Source organism: Pantoea sp. Lu_F5_004 (genome assembly GCF_051136245.1).
Classification (GTDB): Bacteria; Pseudomonadota; Gammaproteobacteria; order Enterobacterales; family Enterobacteriaceae; genus Pantoea; species Pantoea agglomerans.
This window is the reverse complement of record NZ_CP194946.1, coordinates 2,947,782-2,971,963: the sequence shown is the minus strand read 5'-3', so window position 1 is coordinate 2,971,963 and position 24,182 is coordinate 2,947,782. Positions and strand designations below refer to the sequence as shown.

24 protein-coding genes are annotated in these 24,182 nt (G+C 55.2%); 2 read left to right on the top strand and 22 right to left on the bottom strand.

Annotated elements, in window-relative coordinates:
• Positions 1 to 92: 92 nt before the first annotated feature.
• On the top strand, positions 93 to 296 hold the full coding sequence (tatE, locus tag ACR8BN_RS13845) for a twin-arginine translocase subunit TatE (RefSeq protein ID WP_010671272.1): 204 nt from the start codon (positions 93 to 95) through the stop codon (positions 294 to 296).
• Positions 297 to 409: 113 nt separating this feature from the next.
• Here tatE and lipA read toward each other — a convergent pair whose 3' ends face one another.
• The 13 genes from lipA to leuS form a co-directional block, all read right to left on the bottom strand.
• Complete coding sequence (lipA, locus tag ACR8BN_RS13840) at positions 410 to 1,375, bottom strand: lipoyl synthase (RefSeq protein WP_010258979.1); 966 nt, start codon at positions 1,373 to 1,375, stop codon at positions 410 to 412.
• A gap of 169 nt (positions 1,376 to 1,544) precedes the next feature.
• Positions 1,545 to 2,204: a lipoyl(octanoyl) transferase LipB gene (gene lipB / locus ACR8BN_RS13835; RefSeq protein ID WP_029519432.1), complete on the bottom strand. Its 660-nt coding sequence runs from the start codon at positions 2,202 to 2,204 to the stop codon at positions 1,545 to 1,547.
• Between the two features lie 80 nt (positions 2,205 to 2,284).
• Entirely contained in the window at positions 2,285 to 2,548 is a 264-nt protein-coding gene (ybeD, locus tag ACR8BN_RS13830; protein ID WP_003854030.1) for a DUF493 family protein YbeD, read from the bottom strand.
• Positions 2,549 to 2,648: 100 nt separating this feature from the next.
• On the bottom strand, positions 2,649 to 3,860 hold the full coding sequence (dacA, locus tag ACR8BN_RS13825) for a D-alanyl-D-alanine carboxypeptidase DacA (RefSeq protein ID WP_010258977.1): 1,212 nt from the start codon (positions 3,858 to 3,860) through the stop codon (positions 2,649 to 2,651).
• Between the two features lie 131 nt (positions 3,861 to 3,991).
• Complete coding sequence (rlpA, locus tag ACR8BN_RS13820; RefSeq protein ID WP_064704643.1) at positions 3,992 to 5,089, bottom strand: endolytic peptidoglycan transglycosylase RlpA; 1,098 nt, start codon at positions 5,087 to 5,089, stop codon at positions 3,992 to 3,994.
• Between the two features lie 10 nt (positions 5,090 to 5,099).
• Complete coding sequence (gene mrdB, locus ACR8BN_RS13815; RefSeq protein WP_031592234.1) at positions 5,100 to 6,212, bottom strand: peptidoglycan glycosyltransferase MrdB; 1,113 nt, start codon at positions 6,210 to 6,212, stop codon at positions 5,100 to 5,102.
• Positions 6,213 to 6,220: 8 nt separating this feature from the next.
• Positions 6,221 to 8,125 carry a peptidoglycan DD-transpeptidase MrdA gene (gene mrdA, locus ACR8BN_RS13810; protein ID WP_031592233.1) on the bottom strand — a complete coding sequence of 635 codons (1,905 nt, stop codon included), beginning with the start codon at positions 8,123 to 8,125 and terminating at the stop codon, positions 6,221 to 6,223.
• 34 nt (positions 8,126 to 8,159) lie between these two features.
• The gene (rlmH, locus tag ACR8BN_RS13805) at positions 8,160 to 8,630 is read right to left on the bottom strand and encodes a 23S rRNA (pseudouridine(1915)-N(3))-methyltransferase RlmH (protein WP_064704644.1); all 471 of its coding nucleotides are present in this window, start codon (positions 8,628 to 8,630) and stop codon (positions 8,160 to 8,162) included.
• Between the two features lie 3 nt (positions 8,631 to 8,633).
• On the bottom strand, positions 8,634 to 8,951 hold the full coding sequence (gene rsfS, locus ACR8BN_RS13800; protein ID WP_010258968.1) for a ribosome silencing factor: 318 nt from the start codon (positions 8,949 to 8,951) through the stop codon (positions 8,634 to 8,636).
• Between the two features lie 92 nt (positions 8,952 to 9,043).
• Entirely contained in the window at positions 9,044 to 9,688 is a 645-nt protein-coding gene (gene nadD, locus ACR8BN_RS13795) for a nicotinate-nucleotide adenylyltransferase (protein ID WP_022626055.1), read from the bottom strand.
• Positions 9,681 to 10,712 (bottom strand): DNA polymerase III subunit delta, encoded by a 1,032-nt coding sequence (holA, locus tag ACR8BN_RS13790; protein WP_010258966.1) that lies wholly within the window; start codon positions 10,710 to 10,712, stop codon positions 9,681 to 9,683. Before holA ends, nadD begins: the two co-directional genes overlap by 8 nt.
• Positions 10,709 to 11,308, bottom strand: coding sequence for an LPS assembly lipoprotein LptE (gene lptE, locus ACR8BN_RS13785; protein WP_031592230.1), 600 nt, complete (start codon positions 11,306 to 11,308; stop codon positions 10,709 to 10,711). Before lptE ends, holA begins: the two co-directional genes overlap by 4 nt.
• Before the next feature lie 14 nt (positions 11,309 to 11,322).
• Positions 11,323 to 13,905, bottom strand: a complete 2,583-nt coding sequence (leuS, locus tag ACR8BN_RS13780; protein ID WP_182686272.1) for a leucine--tRNA ligase — start codon at positions 13,903 to 13,905, stop codon at positions 11,323 to 11,325.
• Between the two features lie 222 nt (positions 13,906 to 14,127).
• On the opposite strand from leuS, the gene ACR8BN_RS13775 reads away from it, so the two are divergent.
• A complete protein-coding gene (locus tag ACR8BN_RS13775) occupies positions 14,128 to 14,610 on the top strand; it encodes a zinc ribbon-containing protein (protein WP_010258963.1) in 483 nt (160 codons plus the stop codon).
• 58 nt (positions 14,611 to 14,668) lie between these two features.
• Here the strand turns inward: ACR8BN_RS13775 and ACR8BN_RS13770 are convergent, their stop codons facing one another.
• From ACR8BN_RS13770 to miaB, 9 genes are all read right to left on the bottom strand, one after another.
• Positions 14,669 to 15,394: an amino acid ABC transporter ATP-binding protein gene (locus tag ACR8BN_RS13770; protein WP_010258962.1), complete on the bottom strand. Its 726-nt coding sequence runs from the start codon at positions 15,392 to 15,394 to the stop codon at positions 14,669 to 14,671.
• Complete coding sequence (gene gltK / locus ACR8BN_RS13765; protein ID WP_010258961.1) at positions 15,395 to 16,072, bottom strand: glutamate/aspartate ABC transporter permease GltK; 678 nt, start codon at positions 16,070 to 16,072, stop codon at positions 15,395 to 15,397.
• A complete protein-coding gene (locus ACR8BN_RS13760; RefSeq protein WP_010258960.1) occupies positions 16,072 to 16,812 on the bottom strand; it encodes an amino acid ABC transporter permease in 741 nt (246 codons plus the stop codon). Before ACR8BN_RS13760 ends, gltK begins: the two co-directional genes overlap by 1 nt.
• Positions 16,813 to 17,092: 280 nt before the next feature.
• Positions 17,093 to 17,989 (bottom strand): amino acid ABC transporter substrate-binding protein, encoded by an 897-nt coding sequence (locus tag ACR8BN_RS13755; RefSeq protein ID WP_010258958.1) that lies wholly within the window; start codon positions 17,987 to 17,989, stop codon positions 17,093 to 17,095.
• Positions 17,990 to 18,429: 440 nt separating this feature from the next.
• On the bottom strand, positions 18,430 to 19,953 hold the full coding sequence (lnt, locus tag ACR8BN_RS13750) for an apolipoprotein N-acyltransferase (RefSeq protein ID WP_434747027.1): 1,524 nt from the start codon (positions 19,951 to 19,953) through the stop codon (positions 18,430 to 18,432).
• A 4-nt stretch (positions 19,954 to 19,957) separates the two neighbouring features.
• Positions 19,958 to 20,839: a CNNM family magnesium/cobalt transport protein CorC gene (gene corC, locus ACR8BN_RS13745; RefSeq protein ID WP_031592226.1), complete on the bottom strand. Its 882-nt coding sequence runs from the start codon at positions 20,837 to 20,839 to the stop codon at positions 19,958 to 19,960.
• An 82-nt stretch (positions 20,840 to 20,921) separates the two neighbouring features.
• On the bottom strand, positions 20,922 to 21,395 hold the full coding sequence (gene ybeY, locus ACR8BN_RS13740) for an rRNA maturation RNase YbeY (RefSeq protein WP_033785461.1): 474 nt from the start codon (positions 21,393 to 21,395) through the stop codon (positions 20,922 to 20,924).
• Complete coding sequence (locus ACR8BN_RS13735; protein ID WP_010258952.1) at positions 21,392 to 22,453, bottom strand: PhoH family protein; 1,062 nt, start codon at positions 22,451 to 22,453, stop codon at positions 21,392 to 21,394. Before ACR8BN_RS13735 ends, ybeY begins: the two co-directional genes overlap by 4 nt.
• A gap of 209 nt (positions 22,454 to 22,662) precedes the next feature.
• On the bottom strand, positions 22,663 to 24,087 hold the full coding sequence (gene miaB / locus ACR8BN_RS13730) for a tRNA (N6-isopentenyl adenosine(37)-C2)-methylthiotransferase MiaB (RefSeq protein ID WP_434747026.1): 1,425 nt from the start codon (positions 24,085 to 24,087) through the stop codon (positions 22,663 to 22,665).
• Between the last annotated feature and the right edge of the window lie 95 nt (positions 24,088 to 24,182).

Genomic DNA, 24,182 nt, shown 5'->3' with positions numbered 1-24,182 from the left:
GATCTTACTCTGTTACAGATTCCAGTTGTCGCCACAGGCAAACTGCGCGTAAATATCAGTCACCGTGATTCGATAAAGTTGAAAGGTTAAATATGGAAGGTATCAGTATTGCCAAGCTGCTGATTATCGGTGCGCTTATCGTACTGCTTTTTGGTACCAACAAGTTGCGCTCACTGGGTGGCGATCTGGGCTCCGCAATCAAGGGCTTTAAAAAAGCCATGAAAGATGAAGATACCAGTGCAACCCGAACTGCGGCTGAAGACGTGCCGGCAGAACGCGTCGTTCATAAAGATTAATCGGTTATTTGCTGCAAATAACTGTTACTTTTTATTTCAGGCACAGATAAAAAAACCAGACTGTCTCCAGTCTGGTTTTTTGTTTTTTCCGGCGTCCGACCGCAGAGGCGTGATTATTTCACTTCTTCGCCTTTGGCCTGCATATCCGCGTGATAGGAAGAGCGGACAAACGGACCGCACGCGGCATGGGTAAAGCCCATCGCCATCGCTTCTTCTTTCATCTCATCGAACTCAGCCGGGCTGACGTAACGCTGAACCGGCAGGTGGTGGCGGCTCGGCTGCAGATACTGGCCCAGCGTCAGCATGGTGACACCATGGCGACGCAGATCGCGCATCACTTCAACGATTTCGGCATTGGTTTCGCCCAGGCCCACCATCAGACCCGATTTTGTCGGGATGTGAGGATGCGCCTCTTTGAAACGTTCAAGCAGCTTCAGTGACCACTCATAGTTCGCGCCCGGACGCACCTGGCGGTAGACGCGCGGTACGTTTTCCAGATTGTGGTTAAACACATCCGGTGGCGTCGCGGTGAGAATCTCCAGCGCGCGATCCATACGGCCACGGAAGTCCGGCACCAGCGTTTCGATTTTGATCGTCGGATTTTTTTCGCGAATCGCGCTGATGCAGTCGGCAAAGTGCTGTGCGCCACCATCACGCAAATCATCGCGGTCAACCGAGGTGATCACCACGTAGCGCAGGCCCATATCGGCAATCGTCTGCGCCAGTTTAGCGGGTTCGTTAGCATCAGGCGCATTGGGACGGCCATGTGCCACATCGCAGAATGGACAACGACGGGTACAGATTGCGCCAAGGATCATAAAGGTGGCGGTGCCGTGGTTGAAGCATTCGGCGAGGTTAGGGCAGGATGCCTCTTCACAGACTGAGTGCAGCCCGTTTTTGCGCATCGCGGCTTTAATGCCCTGAATACGACTGGAGTCAGCTGGCAGCTTGATTTTCATCCATTCCGGCTTACGCAACATCTCCTGCCGTTCAACAGCCACGGTTTTCACCGGGATCAGCGCCATTTTGTCTGCGTCACGATATTTGACGCCGCGTTCCATCTGAATTGGTTTACTCATAAATCAGCAGGTTCCGGTCGGATTGCGATTTGAAAGCGTTCCCACTCAAACGGGGAAGGCTGCTTTCAACTTTATTTGAAAAAAGTGCAAAAATTATATCATCACATCGCCTGCGAAGCAGCCACAGTCAGCGCGGATAAGTTACATATTTGTAAATTCGCATTCTGCGTTAAGGTTTAACAGGGAGATCCCCTGAAATCCATTCAACATTTTCATAACCTGACAGCCGCGCAAACGCGCTGACCAGCGGAGAGTGTACCTGCTCCGTCGTCACCTCTGGCTGGAAATTCTTCAACTGGGTCATGCTCATGCCGGCGTAACCACAGGGATTGATACGCAGGAAGGGCGACAAATCCATGGCAACATTCAGCGCCAGACCGTGAAACGAGCAGCCTTTACGGATGCGTAATCCCAGTGAACAGATTTTTTCTTCCCCGACGTAGACGCCGGGTGCATCAGCACGGGCGCGGGCGCTGACGCCAAATTCTGCCAGGGTGGCGATAACCGTCTCTTCCAGAATGGTCACCAGCTGGCGTACGCCGAGCTTACGGCGTTTCACATCGATCAGGACGTACATCACCTGCTGTCCCGGCCCGTGATAGGTGACCTGACCCCCACGGTCACTCTGCACCACCGGGATCTCGCCTGGCATCAGCAGATGCTCTGCTTTGCCCGCCTGACCCTGAGTAAAGACCGGAGGATGTTCAACCAGCCAGATTTCATCACGACTCTGGTCGTTGCGCTGGTCGGTATAGTGATGCATGGCGTCGGAGACAGATTGCCAGTCGCGCAGACCTGACTGGCGGACAAGAAGAGTTTCAACTGACAAAACGATAGCCCGCTAAAGGAAATAACGCTGAGGATAACGTCGGCAAACCGTCAGGCAGAGGCGCCTTGCCGACCCGTAAATTACAGTACCATCCGCACAATTTCGATGTTGCCCAGCTCTTCGTACAGGCGTTCTACCTGCTCGATGTGGGTGGCGGTGATAGTGATGTTTACGGAGTGATAGTTGCCTTTGCTGCTTGGCTTAACTTCTGGGCTGTAGTCGCCTGGCGCATGGCGTTGCACCACTTCAACCACTTGATCAACCAGCTCCGGTTGTGCCAGACCCATTACCTTGTAGGTAAACGGGGTAGGAAATTCGAGCAGCTCATTCAGTTTGGTTTTCATATTAACTCCGGTGCATAAAAAACAGGCTCCCGCCTGAGCGGGAGCAACATAATATCGTGTAATGGGGGCGAAGGGGTGATTTTTCAATCACCCGCCACGCTTAACCGAACCAGTGATGGAACATCAGCTTGATGTAATCAACGATACGGCCAAAGAAACCTCCTTCAGAGATCTCGTTCAGCACTACCAGCGGACGCTGTTCGATAGTCTTGCCATCCAGCTGGAAGTTGATGCTGCCGACTACCTGATTTTTCTTCAGTGGTGCATGCAGTTCTGTGTTGGTCAGCACATAGCTGGCTTTCAGATCTTTCATGCGGCCACGTGGGATGGTCAGGTAAGCATCTTTTTCCACGCCCAGCTGCACACGGTCGTTATCGCCGAACCAGACTGGCTCAGAGGCGAACTCTTTGCCCGCTTTCAGTGGTGCAACGGTTTCAAAGAAACGGAAACCCCAGGTGAGCAGTTTCTTACTCTCAGTTTCACGGCCTTTGTAGGTATGACCGCCCATGACAGCAGAAATCAGGCGCATCTGGCCTTCAGTCGCAGACGCCACCAGGTTGTAACCGGCAGAGTTGGTGTGACCGGTTTTGATGCCGTCCACATTCAGGTTGGTATCCCACAGCAGACCGTTACGGTTCATCTGACGGATATTATTGAAGGTGAACTCTTTCTCTTTATAGACAGCATACTCTTCCGGCACGTCACGGATCAGCGCCTGACCGATCAACGCCATATCGCGCGCGGAGCTGTACTGACCTTCCGCGTCCAGACCATGAACAGTCTGGAAGTGGGTATTCTGCAGACCAATCGCTTTAACATAGTTGTTCATCAGGTTAACGAACGCATCCTGGCTGCCAGCGACATAGTCAGCCATCGCAACACAGGCGTCGTTACCGGACTGCAGCACAATCCCACGGGTCAGCTGAGAAACCGGCACGCGGTCGCCTGGCTTCAGGAACATCAGTGAGGAGCCTTTGAACACCGGGTTGCCGGTCGCCCAGGCATCCGGGCCGACGGTGACCATATCGTCCTGATGAATTTTACCCGCTTTAACGGCCTGACCAATGACATAGCTGGTCATCATCTTGGTCAGACTGGCAGGATCGCGACGTGCATCGGCATTTTTCTCTGCCAGCACTTTGCCTGAGTTGTAGTCGATAAGGACGTACGCTTCGGCATCAATGTCCGGTACGCCCGGAATCATGGTCTTGAGATTGACGTCATCAGCAATAGCAGCATGGCTGAGAGAGAAAGCGATCAGTGATCCCACTGTCAGGCGTTTCAGCAAACGAGATGATTTCAGCGTGTTCATGTGTAGGACTACAACATCCGTGAGTTTGAGGTTGAAAATGTCACTCATCATACCCAATGCCAGATTAACTGACACCGGGCGTGATGATTGGGTTGTTAGCAGACATAACGTGCAGCTGTCTGACAAACGGTTCAGCGACGCGTGTTAGTAATAAATGAGGCGGCCTGGCCTTCACTGCTCAGGCGCTGTTGCAGCGCAGCCGCTTCGGCGCGGGAGGTGTAGCCGCCGAGCTGAACGCGATACACATTGTTGCCCGCGTCTTCTACCTTACCGGGCACGCCGTAACGCTGGCTCAGGCTTTTCATCATCTGCTGGGCACGCGCCGGGTCATTCAGCGCACCGACCTGCACAACATATCCATCGGCATCACCACTGCTGGCTGCAGGTGCAGCGCTGGCTGCTGCGGGAGCAGCATTGCTGACTGCCGGTGCGGAACTGGCGGGTGCGGCGGCTGGCGGTTCGTTACCTTCCAGTACGCCGGTCGCTAATGGCTGGGGTGCACCAAGAAAGCCGCTGCTCTGCACCGGCGCACCCATGTTGTCACCGCTTTGCAGCGTGCTGTTGCTGATGGCCTCAACATTTTGCGCAGGCGGCTCTGAGGGTGCTGAGCTGCCGCCGTTCATCACCGCGCCGCCACTCAGGTCCGGCCGGGCTGGCAGAGAGTAGCTCTGTTTTGCCACGACGGTCCCGATGGTGCCGGGGCCAGAGAGCGTGCCGTCTGGGGCGACCTTGATGTAATCAACCCGCACGCGCGAATTGTTGGAGATATTCAGGCGGTCACCGGCAGCCCGCGACAGGTCGATAATGCGTCCTGGCGTGTAAGGGCCGCGATCGTTAACGCGCACCACAATCTGACGGCCATTCGCGATATTGGTCACGCGCACATAGCTCGGCAGCGGCAGAGTAGGGTGGGCCGCGGTCAGCGCATCAGGATCGTAGGCTTCGCCGGTGGCGGTGCGGTTGCCCTGCGCCTCTTCGCCGTACCAGGTGGCGAGGCCGACTTCACTGTAGTTCGACGGATCTTTGATGACGCGATAATTTTTGCCGTTCACGCTGTAATCCTGGCTGGTGCCTGGATTGATCGGCTCATAACGTGGCTCAACGCCTGGAATCTCAACCACCGGTCCATTGTAAGCCGGTTGCGGCGGCGCCGTATTTTGGGGTTCCGGCGTGGTACAGGCCGCCAGAACCAGTGATGCCAGTGCAACGCCAAGCCATTCCTTACGCATCTGCAGCCTCTTAGACACTTTTAGATAACATTTTTCGGTGAGTGTGGATCGACATCACAATGCCAAATCCCGCCATAAGCACGATAAGCGCGGAGCCACCATAACTGACCAGCGGCAGCGGCACGCCAACTACCGGTAAGATACCACTAACCATGCCAATGTTAACGAAAACATAAACGAATAAAATCAGCATTAAACCGCCCGCCATTACCCGGCCAAAGGTGGTCTGCGCCCGGGCTGCCACCACCAATCCCCGCATGATTAGCAGCAGATAAAGGGTCAGCAGCAGCAGCACGCCAACCAGGCCTAACTCTTCGGCCAGAACCGCAAAGATAAAGTCGGTATGACGTTCCGGCAAAAACTCCAGCTGAGACTGGGTGCCCTGCAGCCAGCCTTTACCGCGCAGGCCTCCCGAGCCAATAGCAATTTTCGACTGGATAATGTGATAGCCCGCACCCAGCGGGTCCGTTTCCGGGTCGAGCAGCATCATCACGCGGTCACGCTGATAATCGTGCATCAGGAAAAACCACAAAATCGGGATAAAGGCGGCGACCAGCAACACGGCTACGCCAATCAGTTTCCAGCTCATACCCGAGAGGAACAGCACAAACAAGCCGGAGGCAGCAATCAGAATCGAGGTGCCGAGATCGGGCTGTGCCGCCACCAGCAGGGTGGGCAGGAAAATCAGAATCAGCGCAATGCCGGTATTTTTCAGCGTTGGCGGACAGACATCGCGGTTGATAAAGCGCGCCACCATCAAAGGCACCGCTATCTTGGCAATCTCAGAGGGCTGAAAACGCACAAAGCCGAGATCGAGCCAGCGTTGAGCGCCTTTACTGATCTGCCCGAAGGCATCCACCGCCACCAGCAGAATGACGCAGACAATATAGAGATAGGGTGCCCAGCCTTCATAGACGCGCGGCGGTACCTGCGCCAGCACAATCATGATGACTAGCCCCATCGCGATCTGACCGAGTTTACGCTCCATCATGCCGGGATCCTGACCACTGGCGCTCCAGATCACCACAGCGCTATAGGTCAGCAGGCCGAGAATGATCAGCATAAACAGCGGATCGATGTGGATGCGCATCCAGATCGAACGTTTCTGCGGACTATCTTGCATCGACATGTTTATTCACCTTCATAACCGGGCGGCACAGGAGCGGCGTCCGGCAGGACAGTATTGTTATCACCCAACATAATGTGATCCAGAATCTGGCGCATGACGGTGCCGACAGCCGGACCGGCGCCACCGTTTTCCAGGATAATGGTCACGGCGACCCGAGGTTTGTCATAAGGGGCAAACGCGGTCATTAATTTATGGTCGCGTAATCGTTCAGCAATTTTATGGGCGTTATAGGTTTCGTTCTCTTTCAGGCCAAAGACCTGGGCCGTACCGGACTTGGCGGCGATTTTATAGGGCGCATCGGCGAAGCTCTTGTGCGCGGTGCCGTTGGGCCGGTTCGCCACGCCATACATGCCATCTTTGGCAATTTCCCAGTAGCCGGAATGGATATCACCAATCGGGGCTTCAGGCGGCTGGCGATACGGCACCAGAGTACGACCTTCGCGGGTGGCGCGCAGCATATGCGGCACTTTGACGACGCCGTCGTTGATCAGAATCATCATCGCTTTGTTCATCTGCAACGGCGTGGCGGTCCAGTAACCCTGTCCGATCCCCACCGGAATGGTATCGCCCTGATACCACGGCTTTTTAAAGCGTCTCTGTTTCCAGTCGCGGGTCGGCATGTTACCGGCGCTCTCCTGCGGTAAATCGATGCCGGTACGGCTACCGTAACCAAATTTATTCATCCACTCCGACAGACGGTCGATGCCCATGTCATAGGCAACCTGATAGAAGAAGGTATCGGCAGACTCTTCCAGCGCTTTGGTAACGTTCAGACGTCCGTGGCCCCATTTTTTCCAGTCGCGGAAGCGTTTTTCTGAACCGGGAAGCTGCCACCAGCCGGGATCAAACAGGCTGGTATTACGGTTAATTACGCCAGCACTCAGGGCAGAGACCGCCACATAAGGTTTAACCGTCGAAGCCGGTGGATAGGCGGCCTGAATCGCACGGTTATAGAGCGGGCGGTTTTCATCTTCCAGCAGGCCGCGGTAATCCTTACTGGAAATACCGTCGACAAACAGGTTGGCGTCATAGCTGGGCGTTGAGACCATAGCGAGAATTTCGCCGGTGCGCGGGTCGCTGACCACGACGGCCGCGCGACTGCCCGCCAGCAGGGTCTCGACATATTGCTGCAGTTTGAGATCGATAGTCAGATAGATATCACGGCCTGCCTGAGGAGACTCCTCATGCAGCTGGCGAATGACCCGGCCACGGTTGTTGACCTCAACCTCTTCAAAGCCGGTTTTGCCGTGCAGCAAATCTTCGTAATAGGCTTCAATGCCCAGCTTGCCGATGTCGTGCGTCGCGGCGTAGTTAGGCCATATGCCCTCTTTGTCGAGGCGTGCAACGTCACGATCGTTGATTTTTGAGACGTAGCCGACCACATGCGTCAGTGTGGCACCGTAAGGGTAGTAGCGTCGCTGGTAACCTTTAACTTCCACGCCGGGGAAGCGGTACTGATTGACCGCAAAGCGCGCCACCTGCACGTCATTCAGACCGGTTTTAACCGGGATAGAGGTGAACCGACGCGAGCGTTTACGCTCTTTCTGGAAGTTTTCGAGGTCTTCGTCAGTCAGCTCAAGAATGGGGCGTAAGTTTTCCAGGGTCTGTTGCAGATTATCAACTTTTTCCGGGACCAGTTCTGCCTGATAAATAGTGCGGTTCAGCGCCAGCGGCGTGCCGGTACGATCGTAAATTATGCCGCGGCTGGGGGCCACAGGCACCAGTTTGATACGGTTCTGGTTGGAGCGGGTGCTGTAATCATCAAAGCGAAGGATCTGCAGGTGGTAAAGGTTAACCACCAGTACTGAAGAGAGCAGTAAGATACCGACGAAGGCGATAAAGGCCCGACGGACAAAGAGTTTCTGTTCGGCGCTGTAATCGCGAAAGGCGTTGCTTTGTAATTTCATCCGCTACTTGTCATGTCTGATGTGGGCTGATCGGTCATTCACGATGATAAGGATGATTTGTCGTTATGCTCCAGGCCCGATACAGACTTTCGGCTACCAGCACGCGCACCAGCGGATGGGGCAACGTCAATGCTGACAGTGACCAGCTCTGCTCTGCCGCCGCTTTGCAGGCGGGGGCCAGGCCTTCAGGCCCGCCAATCAGCAGGCTGACATCGCGACCATCCAGCTTCCAGCGTTCAAGCTGCTGCGCCAGCTGCGGGGTTTCCCACGGATGACCAGGAATATCCAGCGTGACGATGCGATTGCCTTTGCCGACCGCCGCTAACATCGCGTCACCCTCTTTTTCAAGGATGCGTTTGATATCAGCATTTTTACCGCGTTTACCTGCGGTTACTTCGGTCAGCTCAAGCGGCATATCTTTCGGGAAGCGGCGCAGATATTCCATAAAACCGGTCTGCACCCAGTCAGGCATTTTCGTGCCGACGGCAACAAGTTGCAGTTTCACCGATTAGCCCCAGAGTTTTTCCAGCTCATACAGCTGGCGACTCTCTTCCTGCATCACATGCACGATGACATCACCCAGATCGACCACGACCCAGTCTGCCGCGCTTTTACCTTCAATGCCCAGTGGCATCAGGCCTGCTAAACGCGACTCCTGCTCTACGTGTTCTGCGATCGAAGTCACATGACGCGTGGAGGTGCCGGTGCAGATGATCATGAAATCGGTGATGCTGGATTTGCCCTGAACGTCGATGGTGACAATGTCCTGGCCTTTGAGATCATCAATCTTATCAATAACGAACTCTTGGAGTGCTTTACCTTGCAAAAGGTTCCCCTTGGAATCTGGTGGTAACGAGCCGGCTGTAAGCCCGGAGAGTGCAGCCAAAAAATTAAGCGGCATAGTATAGCATGCCCGGATCAGTCGCGATATAAGCCTTCGCGGTCGATATAATCGATAACCGCAGCGGGCAACAGATCGTCGCAGGGCTGATTCTGGTGGCGACGGCGGCGAATTTCCGTGGCCGAAATGTCATAGAGAGGAGTGTCCGCCAGCCAGATATGGCCTGCGGGCTGCTGATGCAACTGCCGGATATCCTGAGCGAGGTGTTGCTCAAGCCAGCGCTGCATGTCAGGCGAGTCGAACCGGGTCGGATAGCCGGGTCGCTGGCATACCAGCAGATGGCAGAGTGACAGCAGATCCTGCCAGCGATGCCATTTTGATAAGCTCAGCAATGAATCCTGACCAATAATAAATCCCAGCGGCTGCTCTGCACCGCGCTCGGTTCGCCAGGCTTCCAGGGTGGTCACGGTCCAGGACGGGGTGTCGCGTTCCAGTTCGCGCGTATCAATCTCAAACAGCGGCAGGTCGCGGATAGCGCAGCGCAGCATAGCAACCCGCTGGGCAGCGCTGGCTTCCGGTTGCGGACGATGCGGCGGCACATTGTTGGGCAGCAGCGTTACACGCTGCAGGCCGGTCTGTTGCGCCAGCGCTTCGACCGGGCGCAGATGGCCAAAATGAATCGGATCAAAGGTGCCGCCAAACAGCGCGTGTAACTCAGACATGGGCAAAGCTCGTCGGAAAAGCACGACTGCTGAGCAGCAGCGTCAGGGTCTGCAACTGCGGCCACACCGGCTGTCCATAATCCTGCTTCAGGGTGATCTCAATCTGGCTCAGCAGATGAATGGCGCGTTGCAGACGCGTGGCATCCAGCCGTTGCAGCGCGTCGGTAAACAGCGCACGGCGGTTCTGCCAGATACGCTGCTGATCCATCAGCGTACGCAGCGGCTGCGCTGTCTGGTGGCGTTGCAGATGCAGCAGCGTCAGCAGATCGCGCTGCAGCGTACGCAGCAGTATCACCACTTCGCTCTCTTCTTTCTCCAGTTGATGCAGAATATGCAGGGCGCGGCGGCTTTTTCCCGCTAGCAGGGCATCCACCCAGTGGAAGGGAGTAAAGTGCGCGGCATCACTGACCGCCTCTTCAACCCGGGGCAGTGTCAGCTTGCCGTCGGGCCACTGCAGCGAGAGCCGCTCCAGCGCCTGCGCCAGCGCCAGCAGATTGCCTTCATAGCAGTAACACAATAGCTGCACGGCCGCGTCATCTACCGATAATTTCAGCGCCTTAGCGCGATTAACGACCCAGCGTGGCAGTTGCGCCTGTTCGGGCGTCTGACAGGGCACCAATACCGCAGAGGCGGACAACGCTTTAAACCACGCGCTGTTTTCCTGCGCTTTGGTCAGCTTCGCCATTCGGCAGATCAGCAGAATATCGGCGTGCAGCAACTGCGACAGCTTAACCAGCTGTTCTGCCATCGCGGCGTTAGGGCCATTATCGGGGAATTGCAGCGTCATGGTCTGACGCTGAGCAAACAGGCTCAGTGACTGGCAACTGACGAACAGGCTCTCCCAGTCAGTCTGTGCATCCAGCGTAAAACTAAAATGTTCTTCGAATCCCTGCGCGGTTGCGGCGACGCGAATCGCATCTGAACTTTCCTGCAGCAGCAGCGGTTCGTTACCGGCTAACAAATAACAGGCGCGCAGCCCCTCACGGAGCTGCGCGCTGAGTTGCTCAGGATAAATCCTGATCATTGCAGGCTGGTAGCAGAGGAAGTGGGCGCTTCCTGTGAACCCTGACCCGGCACCGGAATCACTGACGCCGGTAAGGTCTCTTTGCTGTTAATCTGCGCGGCGTGTACCGTCAGCAGTTTACGTACCAGCTGTTCAGCAGCACGCTGACGCATCTCCTGCGTAATCAGATCCTGCTCGGCATCTTTTGCCAGCGCAGCGTTCGGGTTATCGAAGAACGACCGATAAACCGTGGTGCTGATAGGATAGATACCTTTGCCTGGCAACAGCACCTGCGCAGTGAGGGTCATCACCAGCTGATACTCGGCAGTAGTGCCGCTGATAAAGACCGACGCGGTATTACGACCCGAGGCTTCCGGACCCAGACGCAGCGTCGGAATATCGGTGCGATTCTGTTTGCTGTCTTCAACAATTTTGACATCGTTGATACGCAGTTGCTGACGCACAGTACGCGCCAGCGGCCCATAAGGATCGCCGGTTGAAACAATCAGGGTTTTCAGTTCGCTGGGCACCTGAGTGGTGCCGCGCGGATGAAAACCACAGCCAGCGGTGATCACCACCGCCAGCATGACAAACAGCCTGATAATCGGATGTCGCACAGTTCCTCCTGAACTTAACCTACGACCAGGTTAAGCAGTTTGCCCGGTACATAAATGACTTTACGGATAGTCACGCCGTCCAGATACTTCGCTACCAGATGCTCCTGCGCAGCGCGTGCCTGAACCTGTTCCTGTGTTGCATCGGCTGGCACGGTGATTTTACCACGCACTTTACCGTTAACCTGAACCACTACCAGCAGCGAATCTTCAACCATAGCGGCTTCATCCGCAACCGGCCAGCTCGCTTCATCGATAGTGCCTTCGCCACCCAGCGTCTGCCACAGAACATAGCAGGCGTGCGGGGTAAACGGATAGAGCAGACGGACGATGGCCAGCAGCGCTTCCTGCATCAGGGCGCGATCCTGCTCGCTTTCCTGCGGGGCGCGTGCCAGTTTGTTCATCAGCTCCATGATCGCCGCAATGGCGGTGTTGAAAGTCTGACGACGGCCAATATCATCCGCCACTTTGGCGATGGTTTTGTGCAGATCGCGACGCAGCGATTTCTGCTCGTCATTCAGGCTTTCCACATTGAGTGCTACGGTCGCACCTTTCTGTGTGTGCTCGAAGACCAGCTTCCAGACACGTTTCAGGAAGCGGTTCGCCCCTTCAACGCCCGACTCCTGCCACTCCAGCGTCATCTCCGCCGGTGAAGCAAACATCATAAACAGACGCACGGTATCCGCGCCGTAACGCTCAACCATCAGCTGTGGGTCGATGCCGTTGTTTTTCGACTTCGACATTTTGCTCATGCCCGCGTAGATCACTTCACGGCCCTGCGTGTCTGTGGCTTTGACAATGCGGCCTTTCTCATCCCGCTCAACCTCAACGTCAACCGGTGAAACCCAGTTGCGCTCGCCGTTGGCACCGAGGGAGTAGAAGGCGTCAGCCAGCACCATGCCCTGGCACAGCAGACGTTTGGCTGGCTCATTGGAGTTCACCAGGCCCGCGTCACGCAGCAGCTTGTGGAAGAAGCGGAAATACATCAGGTGCATGATGGCGTGTTCAATACCGCCTACATACTGATCGACCGGCAGCCAGTAGTTTGCCGCTGCCGGATCCAGCATGCCTTCCTTGTAGCTGGCGCAGGTATAACGCGCGTAGTACCAGGAAGACTCCATAAAGGTGTCAAAGGTGTCGGTTTCACGCAGAGCAGGCTGGCCGTTTACCGTGGTTTTAGCCCACTCCGGATCTGCTTTGATTGGGCTGGTAATGCCATCCATCACCACATCTTCCGGCAGGATCACCGGCAGCTGGTCTTCTGGTGCAGGCATGACGGTGCCGTCTTCCAGCGTCACCATCGGGATAGGGGCACCCCAGTAGCGCTGACGGGAGACACCCCAGTCGCGCAGGCGGTAGTTCACTTTACGCACGCCCACGCCTTTTGCCGCCAGCAAATCTGCAATGGCGTTAAAACCGGTGGCGTGATCCATGCCGTTAAACTCACCTGAGTTGAACAGCGCACCTTTGTCAGTCATCGCCGCGGCGCTGACGTCAGGAATGGAACCATCCAGATTCAGGATGACCGGTTTAATCGGCAGATCGTATTTAGTGGCAAACTCCCAGTCGCGCTGATCGTGCGCCGGAACCGCCATCACGGCGCCGGTGCCATATTCCATCAGTACAAAGTTGGCAACCCAGACCGGGATAAGCTCGCCGGTCAGCGGATGAACAACAGACAGGCCTGTCGCCATGCCTTTCTTCTCCATGGTCGCCATATCGGCTTCGGCCACTTTGGTATTGCGGCATTCAGCAATAAAGTCAGCCAGCGCCGGATTATTGACCGACGCCTGGGTAGCCAGCGGATGGCCTGCGGCAACAGCAACATAGGTTGCGCCGATAAAGGTATCCGGGCGGGTGGTGTAGACGGTGATCTTCTCTTCGCTGTCAGCCACATCGAAGGTGATTTCGACACCTTCAGAGCGGCCAATCCAGTTACGCTGCATGGTTTTGACCTGCTCAGGCCACTCTTCCAGCGTATCCAGGTCGTTCAGCAGCTCTTCCGCATAATCGGTGATTTTGATAAACCACTGCGGGATCTCTTTACGCTCAACTTTGGTGTCGCAGCGCCAGCAGCAGCCGTCGATCACCTGCTCGTTCGCCAGCACCGTCTGATCGTTCGGGCACCAGTTCACGGCAGAGGTCTTTTTATAGACCAGGCCTTTTTCATACAGTTTGGTAAAGAACCACTGTTCCCAGCGATAGTATTCTGGCTGGCAGGTTGCCAGTTCACGACTCCAGTCATAGCCAAAGCCCAGCAGTTTGAGCTGGTTTTTCATGTAGGCGATGTTGTCGTAAGTCCACGGGGCCGGAGCGGTGTTGTTTTTCACCGCAGCGCCTTCCGCAGGCAGGCCGAAAGCATCCCAGCCAATCGGCTGTAGTACGTTTTTGCCGAGCATACGCTGATAACGCGCGATTACGTCGCCGATGGTGTAGTTACGAACGTGGCCCATGTGCAGGCGGCCAGAAGGATAGGGCAACATGGAGAGGCAATAGTATTTCTCTTTACCTTCCTGCTCAGTCACTTTAAACGTTTCGTTTTCATCCCAGTGCTGCTGCACACGGGATTCAATTTCTTCCGGGCGGTATTGCTCTTGCATGGCTGCCTGTGGTCCTTTATGAAAAACATTTTTCTGGCTCTAAGATCCGCATAGCATACCCATAAGGCCGCGTATCAACAACACTTCCCACTTTTGCCGGCACGATTTCTGCCGAAAGCGTCAGAGCCTTCACCCTTTTGTAATTCACTGTACAGACGACACGGCAAAAGCAACATTACGACTAAACTTAGTTCAGCGAGGGTCTGCATAAAGGAGAACAAAATGAATAAAGTGGCTCAGGAATATCGCGAGTCGTTAGCCGTATTGACCGAACGTCTCCGTCAGGGCGATCGTAACCTTGATGAGCTGATTGCCGGGCGACGAAGCCAGTTGCTGGTGCGCGATGACATGACGGAACAGGAGATTGACCAGGCGCTCAGCTCAGTGCGCCGTGATCTGGGCGAGTTTGCACGCAGCTACACCGATGTGGAAGAACCGCTGGCGGACTCACTGTTTATGCGCATCATCCGCGAGAGCGTCTGGAAAGAGCTGGCGGATATCACCGATAAAAGTCAGCTGGAGTGGCGTGAGGTCTTCCAGGATCTGCATCATCACGGGGTTTATCAGAGCGGGGAAGTGGTGGGGCTGGGCAATCTGGTCTGTGAGAAGTGCCAGTTCACCCGGGCAATCTACACGCCTGAAACGCTGTCACGTTGTCCGGAATGCGGCAACGACCAGTTTCAGCGTCAGCCTTTTGAACCCTGATAGTGCGGCGTAGCTAAATGAAGCGGGCCACCCTGGGTGACCCGCCTGTTCGTTAGGTTTAGTGCAGAATTTTTGCGAGGAAATCTTTAGCGCGCTCAGACTGTGGGTTATTAAAGAAGTCATCTTTGTTGGTGTCTTCGATAATTTTCCCTTCATCCATAAAGATCACGCGATTGGCAACCTTACGGGCGAAGCCCATCTCATGGGTCACCACCATCATCGTCATCCCTTCCTGTGCCAGTTCAACCATCACATCCAGCACTTCGTTGATCATTTCCGGATCCAGCGCGGAGGTGGGTTCATCAAACAGCATCGCGATAGGGTCCATGCAGAGCGCACGCGCAATGGCCACGCGCTGCTGCTGACCACCCGAGAGCTGGCCGGGAAACTTCTCAGCATGGGCGGAGAGACCCACACGCTTCAGCAGCTTCAGCCCTTTATCGCGGGCTGCCGCTTTGTCGCGTTTCAGCACTTTCACCTGCGCCAGAACCAGGTTGTTGATAATGCTCAGATGCGGAAACAGCTCGAAGTGCTGGAACACCATCCCGACCTGGCTGCGAAGCTGCGCAAGATTAGTTTTTTTGTTATTCACCTCGGTGCCGTTTACCGCAATCACGCCCTGCTGAATCGGCTCGAGTCCGTTCACCGTTTTGATCAGGGTCGATTTACCGGAGCCGGACGGGCCGCACACCACCACCACTTCACCGGTTTTGACGTCGGTTGAGCAGTCGGTCAGCACCTGAAAGTGACCATACCACTTAGAAACATTTTTCAGGCTAATCATTTAAACCGTCCTTTTTCTTTTTAGATAGCTGACCAACAGCGATGCGCTCAGGCTGATAACGAAGTAGACCAGACCTGCAAACAGAACCATTTCAACCTGGGTGCCATCACGCTCACCAATGGTGGACGCGGTACGGAAGAAGTCCGCCAGGCTTAAGACATAAACCAGCGAGGTATCCTGGAACAGCACGATACCCTGCGTCAGTAACAGCGGAACCATGGCGCGGAACGCCTGCGGCAGAATGATCAGTCGCATTGCCTGCCACTGCGTCATGCCCAGCGCCAGAGCCGCACTGCCTTGTCCACGCGAGATACTGATGATGCCGGCGCGAATAATTTCAGAGTAGTACGCCGCTTCGAACAGTGAAAAGGCGACCATGGCCGAAATCAGTCGGATATCCGTTTTGGGCGACAGGCCCAGCACCTGCTGCAGAAAACTCGGCACCACCAGATAGAACCACAGCAGCACCATGACCAGCGGCACCGAGCGGAACAGGTTGACGTAAATTTTAGCGAACCAGCTGATGGGCTTAAACGTCGACAGACGCATCACCGCCAGCAGAGTGCCCCACAGGATGCCGAAGACCACGGCGGTAATCGTGATTTTAAAGGTGATCACTAAGCCATTAAGCAGATAGGGCAGGCTGGGTGTAATCGAACTCCAGTCAAACTCGTACATTACTTGCCTCCCGCATTGCCTGGCAGCCGGACTTTGCGCTCGACCAGACTCATCAACAACATAATCACCAGGTTAATCGCAACGTAGGCCAGCGTAATAGCGGTAAAGGATTCATAGGCGTGGGCAGAATAGTCGAGCAGTTTGCCCGCCTGCGCCGCCATATCGACCAGACCTATGGTGGAGGCGATAGCGGAGTTCTTCACCAGGTTGAGCATTTCCGAGGTCATCGGCGGCACAATCACGCGATACGCATTCGGCAGCAGCACATAGCGATAGGTCTGCGGCAGGGTTAAGCCCATCGCCAGACCGGCATTCTTCTGTCCACTCGGCAGTGACTGAATCGCTGCGCGCACCTGCTCGCAGACACGGGCGGCGGTAAACAGGCCAAGACAGATCATCGAGGAGAGGAAGAACTGAATGTTGGGATCCAGTTCAGACTTAAACCACATGCCGAGCTTTTCGCCCACCAGCTCGGGCGCCACCAGATACCAGAAGAAGAACTGGACGATCAGTGGGATGTTGCGAAACAGTTCGACATAGCAGGTGCCAATGGTCGACAGCAGGCGATTAGGCACGGTGCGCAGAATGCCGAAAAATGAACCCACGCAGAAGGCGATAATCCAGGCGCAGCAGGAGACGGCAATCGTCACCTGAAAACCGGACCACAGCCAGCCGAGGTAGGTCGTGTTACCGAACGGGGCCTGTTCGAGGAATATGCCCCAGTTCCAATCGATACCCATAACGAGCTCCGGAAAAAAAGGGTAGCTAAGCTACCCTGAAGATTGATGAACGGCGTTTTATTTCCTGACTCAGGGGAACGACCCGTGTCAGTCTGTCTGTCCATGCCGCGGTTTCAGCAATCGAGAGGGCAGCCAGGCCGCCCTTGTTATACCCGTCGTCTTTCAGGCTGCATTTTTGTTGGCTACGTTCACTCACCTGAATCACTTACCGGAGTAAGCTCATGGGGAGTCATTCTCCTGCCGCCTCAATACAATCTGAAATCCATTGGGTATTTTGTTGTTAATTCAGTGCTTTATCATTTGGCGTTTTGAACAGCGCTTTCATGTCATCAGACAGCTCAAAGTTCATGTTCAGGTTCTTTGGTGGAATCGGCTGTTTGAACCAGGTGTCGAACCATTTTTCTGCCTGGCCAGAGGTCTGGGCTTTGGCAATGGTTTCATCCACCAGCGCTTTGAACTGCGGATCATCTTTACGCAGCATGCAGCCATAGGCTTCTTTTGACTGTGGCGTGCCCAGGATTTCCCAGTTGTCCGGCTTTTTGGCTTTGGCGCGTTCGCCTGCCAGCAGGGCATCATCCATCATAAAGGCCACGGCACGACCGGTTTCCAGCGTACGGAAGGAGTCACCGTGATCTTTTGCGCTGATGATGCGCAGATCCAGTTTCTGTTCGTCGTTGAGTTTGTGCAGCAGCACTTCAGAGGTGGTACCTGAGGTCACCACTACGGTTTTGCCTTTCAGGTCAGCGAAATCTTTGATCGGGCCATCTTTCTTAACCAGCAGACGGGTGCCGATAACAAAAATAGTGTCTGAGAAGGCGGCCTGTTTCTGGCGCTCAAGGTTATTGGTGGTCGAGCCACACTCATAATCGTAGGTGCCGTTTTGCAGCAGCGGAATACGGTTTTGTGAGGTGATCGGGATCATTTTGACCTGCAGATCAGGCTTGTTCAGCTTTGCTTTAATCGCTTCAACGATGGCGTTTGAGTAAGCCTGTGAGTAGCCGACGACTTTTTGCTGGTTGTCATAATAAGAAAAGGGAACTGATGATTCGCGATGCCCGACCACAATGACGCCATTGTCATTGATCTTCTTCAGGGTGCCGCTGAGATCTTCCGCCTGGGCCGCTCCCGCCGCTGCGCTGATCAGCAGAAGAGATAATGCCACTTTGCGTAGTTGCATGTTCCAACTCCTTCGTATGAAAAAGGCACAGGATATAACCTGCGCTGATTATGATGTTGTGTCTGTTTTCTGCTGCGTTTCTGCTCATTCTGCGGTTTAAACGGGCGCAGAAGAGTCATTAACATAGCGGATTGTTAACGCAATGAAACAAAAAAGTTTCTTTTTTGCGAGGTGATACGCACCAAAAAAAGGCAATTTTTTCACCCTGCGCGTTAATGGTGCAGCAGCGTCAATTGTTTTGGTGCAACCCGCCCGGCATCAGCGCCTGCAATCAGCCTGTTTGCGAAAAGCAGTGAAACATTTTGCAATCATCGTGCCAGAAAGAGGTTATGGGTTAGAAAGACAGCAGAGTGTGCGGCGTGGGGAGTGAAAAAAACCGGAGAGTCACCATGAAAAAGGCGAAGCACGTGCTTCGCCTTCAGTGAGCACAGGAGGGGAGGTTATCGACGACGGCGCAGGAGTGCTATCACCGCCGCCAGCAGCGTCAGTGACCATACTGGCCAGAGGCCAGCCCGCGCATACGGGGTTTCTCCCTGTGTTGGCGTAACCTTGCTGGTCAGCACATCGCGGGTAAACTGCGGCAGCATGGCTTCCACATCACCACTGGCATTAACCACCGCCGTCACACCATTATTGGTGCTGCGCAACAGCGGACGTCCCAGTTCCAGCGCACGCATCCTCGCCATCTGGAAGTGCTGCCATGGGCCGATAGAGTGACCAAACCAGGCATCGTTCGAAACGGTGAGCAGGAAGTTGGTGTCGGGATGGAAGTTGGCACGCACCTGCTCTCCCAGCACGATCTCATAACAGATGGCGCTGGTCAGCTTATAGCCCGCCACGCTGAGTTGCGGCTGGAGGTAGTTGCCACGACTGAAGGCCGACATCGGCAGATCGAAGAACGGGGCCAGCGGACGCAGCAGATCGGCCAGCGGCACAAATTCGCCAAATGGCACCAGGTGATTCTTCTGGTAACGATTGCCGCTGAAGTAGTTGTACGGCGCTTTACCGCCCAGCACGATCACGGTGTTGTAATCGTGATATCGGTTCTGTTCCAGCCGGGAGTCCACAATGCCGGTGATCAGCGAACTGCCGCGCTCACGCAGTTCGTCATCCAGCGAACGCAGGAACGGCTGCTGATTACTCTCCAGATCGGTAATTGCCGATTCAGGCCAGATAATAATCGGCGCTTTGCCCATCAGCGGCTGACTCAGACCGTTGTAAATGCGCAGGGTAGTGAGCAGCTGCTGCGGATCCCACTTCATCGATTGCGGAATGTTCCCCTGGACCAGCGCCACCTCGACGGCCCGCTCGGGCATCGGCTGAACCCACTGGATGTAGCGCAACGGCCATGGCAATGCCAGCAGCAGCAGCGCCGCCACCAGACTTCTGACGTTGCGCTGTTGCAGGGCATAAGCCAGCAGGCCAGCCACCACCATCAGCAGGAAGGTCAGCGTCTCTACGCCGGCCAGCGGGGCCAGGCCTTTTAACGGGCCATCGATCTGGCTGTAACCAAACTGCAGCCACGGAAAGCCGGTCAGCACCCAGCCGCGCAGGAACTCGGTCATCTGCCACAATGCCGGTGCCGCCAGCGCCAGGCGCCACAGCGTCGTTCGCGGCCAGATGCGATTCAGTACGCCGGCAAACAGCGCCGGGTAGATCGCCAGATAAGCCGCCAGCAGCGCTACGATAAAAACATTGACCGGGCCAGGCATGCCGCCAAAGGTGGCGACACTGACATAAACCCAGTTGATGCCACTGCCGAACAGACCTAATCCCCAGACAAAACCGATCGCGCTGGCCTGCGGGCTGGAGCGGTTAAGAGTCAGCAGCTGTAAGCCGCACAGCGAGAGCAGCGCGGCGGGCCAGAAATCATAAGGAGAGAAGGAGAGGGTGCCAAGTGCACCCGTTATTAAAGCCAGCAGCAGGCGAACCCGCTGACGCGGGTAGAGTGAGGCTAAAGCCATAGACTTATTCGTTTTCCAGTTGAGGTTGTGGCGAATTTTCCGGAATAGTCACGTGAACCTGGATAATGCGGCGGCTGTCAGCCATCGCCACCTTGAACTGGTACCCCTCAATCTCGATGCTTTCACCGCGAGCGGGCAGATGACCGAAGCCCTGCATCACCAGACCACCGATGGTGTCGACTTCATCGTCGCTGAACTGGGTGCCAAACACCTCGTTGAAATCTTCAATGGCAGTCAGTGCGCGCACCGTAAAGGTGTGACGGTTGAGCTGACGGATATCACGATCTTCTTCATCGTCATACTCATCTTCAATTTCACCGACGATCAGCTCCAGGATGTCTTCAATGGTCACCAGACCGGAGACACCGCCAAACTCATCAATGACGATCGCCATGTGGTAACGCTGGGAGCGGAACTCTTTCAGCATCCGGTCGACACGCTTACTTTCAGGCACAACCACCGCAGGACGCAGCACTTTCTCAATGCTGAAAGGCTCAGATTCGCTGCTCATAAACGGCAGCAGATCTTTCGCCATCAGAATCCCTTCCACATGATCTTTATCTTCGCTGATCACCGGGAAACGAGAATGGGCGGATTCGATGATGACATCCAGACACTCTTCGAGGCTCTGATTACGTTTCAGGGTGATCATTTGCGAGCGCGGGATCATGATGTCACGCACGCGCTGCTCCGCAATATCCAGTACCCCTTCGAGCATGTCGCGGGTGTCCTGGTCAATCAGCTCTTTGTTATTCGAGTCGCGGATCAGCTCCAGTAGCTCATCACGGCTTTTTGGTTCACCGTGAAAGAGTTGGTTGATCAACAGGGAGAAAAATCCCTTTTTACTACTGGGTGCATCGCTGTTTTGAGAATGGTCGTCGCTCATGGCGGTTTTTAAAGATCTCTCTGGTGAGGAATGGGTGCTGTCAGTAACCTGTACTGACAGCAGGATTGACTGAATTCAGGATTCAGGCGTCTTCTTTCTCCGAAATGTACGGATCAGGATACCCAAGAGCAAGCATTATCTCGGTCTCCAGCCCTTCCATCTCGTCCGCTTCGTCGTCTTCAATATGGTCGTAACCCAGCAGATGCAGCGTGCCGTGTACCACCATATGTGCCCAGTGGGCTTCAACGCTTTTACCCTGTTCAGCGGCTTCCTGCTCAACGACCTGGCGGCAGATGATCAGATCGCCCAGCAGCGGCAGCTCAATGCCCGGCGGCGCTTCAAACGGGAAAGAGAGGACGTTGGTCGGCTTGTCTTTGCCGCGATAAGTCAGATTAAGCTCATGACTCTCCGCTTCATCAACCAGACGCACCGTGACTTCGCTTTCCGGCTGAAAAGGGGTGACAGCCGCTGACAGCCAGCGATGAAACTGGCTTTCATCAGGCAGGTCAGCGGTGTTGTCACAGGCGACCTGCAGGTCGAGAATCACCTCGCTCATTTGCTCTCCTGCGTGGCGCTCTGTGCAGCCAGTGCTTCACGTTTACGCTCTTCGGCCTGCTGGTCACGACGGGTCTGATCGGCCGCTTCCCAGGCTTCATAGGCGGTAACAATGCGTGCAACCACCGGATGGCGCACCACATCTTCGCTGTGGAAGAAGTTGAAGCTGATCTCTTCAACGTCCGCCAGCACCTCAATGGCATGACGCAGGCCTGACTTGACGTGACGCGGCAGGTCAATCTGGGTAACGTCGCCGGTAATCACCGCTTTAGAGTTAAAGCCGATACGCGTCAGGAACATCTTCATCTGTTCGATGGTGGTGTTCTGGCTCTCATCAAGAATGATGAATGCATCGTTCAGGGTACGACCGCGCATGTAGGCCAGCGGGGCGACTTCAATGACGTTGCGCTCCATCAGCTTTTCTACCCGCTCGAAGCCGAGCATTTCGAACAGCGCATCGTAGAGCGGACGCAGATAAGGGTCGACTTTCTGGCTCAGATCGCCTGGCAGAAAGCCGAGCTTTTCACCCGCTTCGACGGCTGGGCGGGTCAGCATGATGCGGCGAATCTCCTGACGCTCCAGCGCATCGACTGCTGCGGCTACCGCCAGATAGGTTTTACCGGTACCGGCCGGGCCGACACCAAAGGTGATATCGTGGTCGAGCACATTAGCGATGTACTGTGCCTGGTTTGGGGTGCGCGGCTTGATCACACCGCGCTTGGTCTTGATATTGACCGCTTTACCGTACTCCGGCACGCTCTCAGCGGTTTGCTCCAGTACCCGGCTCTCTTTGATCGCCAGGTGAATCTGATCAGGCTCGATATCCGGGATGTCGCCACGCACAGGCGCGGTATCAACATAGAGGGTTTTCAGAATATCTGCTGCGGCATTGACGCAAAGTGGACGTCCTGACAGCTTAAAAACGTTGTCGCGACGATTGATCTCAATGCCCAGACGACGCTCAAGCTGTTTTACATTATCGTCGAAAGGCCCACACAGGCTCATCAGACGACGGTTATCAGCCGGTTCAAGGGCGATTTCACGAGTTTCGATATTCAAACGAATCCTTTGGGTCACTCAGGGCCAGTTATGGGATGTGTCTGACGCACCGTTAAGATTAACCGGATGCACCATAACGAAATTATTTATGCCGTAACGCCTGGGCGCAAGCTTATGGAGAGATATTTGGGCGACACTTTCAGAAAGCAAGTGGTGCAAAGTGAAATTGGCGGCAACGCGATGCGCGCTGCCGCACAGTAAAGCGGGCATCACGGCTGGAACAGACTCACGCCGATTTCATTTTCTTTACGGGTACGCGCGATCACGGACGCCGGACTTTCCGCCATGCGCAGCCCCATCTCTTCTTCAGTACGCACCAGTTTGCCGCGCAGCGAGTTGGTGTAGACATCGACAATCTCAACATCCACAAAGCGGCCGATCATTTCAGGCGAGCCTTCGAAATTCACCACGCGGTTATTTTCGGTACGGCCAGAGACTTCCATCACGTTCTTGCGGGAGATGCCTTCCACCAGAATACGCTGCACTGTGCCCACCATGCGGCGACTGATCGCCTGCGCCTGCTGGTTAATGCGGTCCTGCAGGATCCACAGACGCTGCTTCTTCTCCTCTTCGCTCACATCATCCGGCAGGTCAGCGGCGGGCGTGCCGGGACGGGCAGAGTAGATAAAGCTGAAGCTGACGTCGAAATTGATCTCGGCGATAAGCTTCATGGTCTGCTCGAAATCCTGCTGAGTTTCACCGGGGAAACCAATGATGAAGTCAGAGCTGATCTCAATATCCGGGCGCGACGCGCGCAGCTTGCGGATAATCGCCTTATATTCCAGCGCGGTATGAGCACGCTTCATCAGCGTCAGAATACGGTCTGATCCACTCTGAACCGGCAGGTGCAGGAAGCTCACCAGTTCCGGCGTATCGCGGTAGACCTCGATGATGTCATCGGTGAACTCAATCGGGTGGCTGGTGGTGAAGCGAATGCGGTCGATACCGTCGATGGCTGCGACCAGGCGCAGCAACTCAGCGAAGGTACAGATTTCACCATCAAAGGTGGCACCACGATAGGCGTTAACGTTCTGGCCAAGCAGGTTAACTTCACGCACGCCCTGCGCCGCCAGCTGAGCGATCTCCAGCAGAATGTCATCGCTGGGACGGCTCACTTCCTCGCCACGGGTGTAAGGCACCACGCAGAAAGTACAATATTTGTTGCAGCCTTCCATGATGGAGACAAAGGCAGTCGGGCCGTCTGCGCGGGGTTCCGGCAGGCGATCAAATTTCTCGATTTCCGGGAAGCTGATGTCGACCACCGGGCTTTTGGTGCCGCGCACGGTGTTGATCATCTCTGGCAGGCGGTGCAGTGTCTGCGGACCAAAAACGATATCCACGCAGGGCGCACGCTGGCGGATATGATCCCCTTCCTGCGACGCCACGCAGCCGCCCACGCCGATAATCACATCCGGGTTGCGCTCTTTGAGTTTTCTCCAGCGTCCCAGCAGGTGGAATACCTTCTCCTGCGCTTTCTCGCGAATAGAACAGGTGTTAAGCAGCAGAATATCCGCCTCTTCAGGAACCTCGGTCAGCGTATAGCCGTGCGTACTGTTCAGCAGATCAGACATCTTGGATGAATCATACTCATTCATCTGACATCCCCAGGTTTTGATATGCAGTTTTTTTGTCATCGCGCTAACCATTGATTCAGTGCAGTGAAGTGCGGGGCGCGTATTGTAATGCTTTGATGCTGTTGTGACCAGCCTCAGGGCTTTTCTGCCAGCAA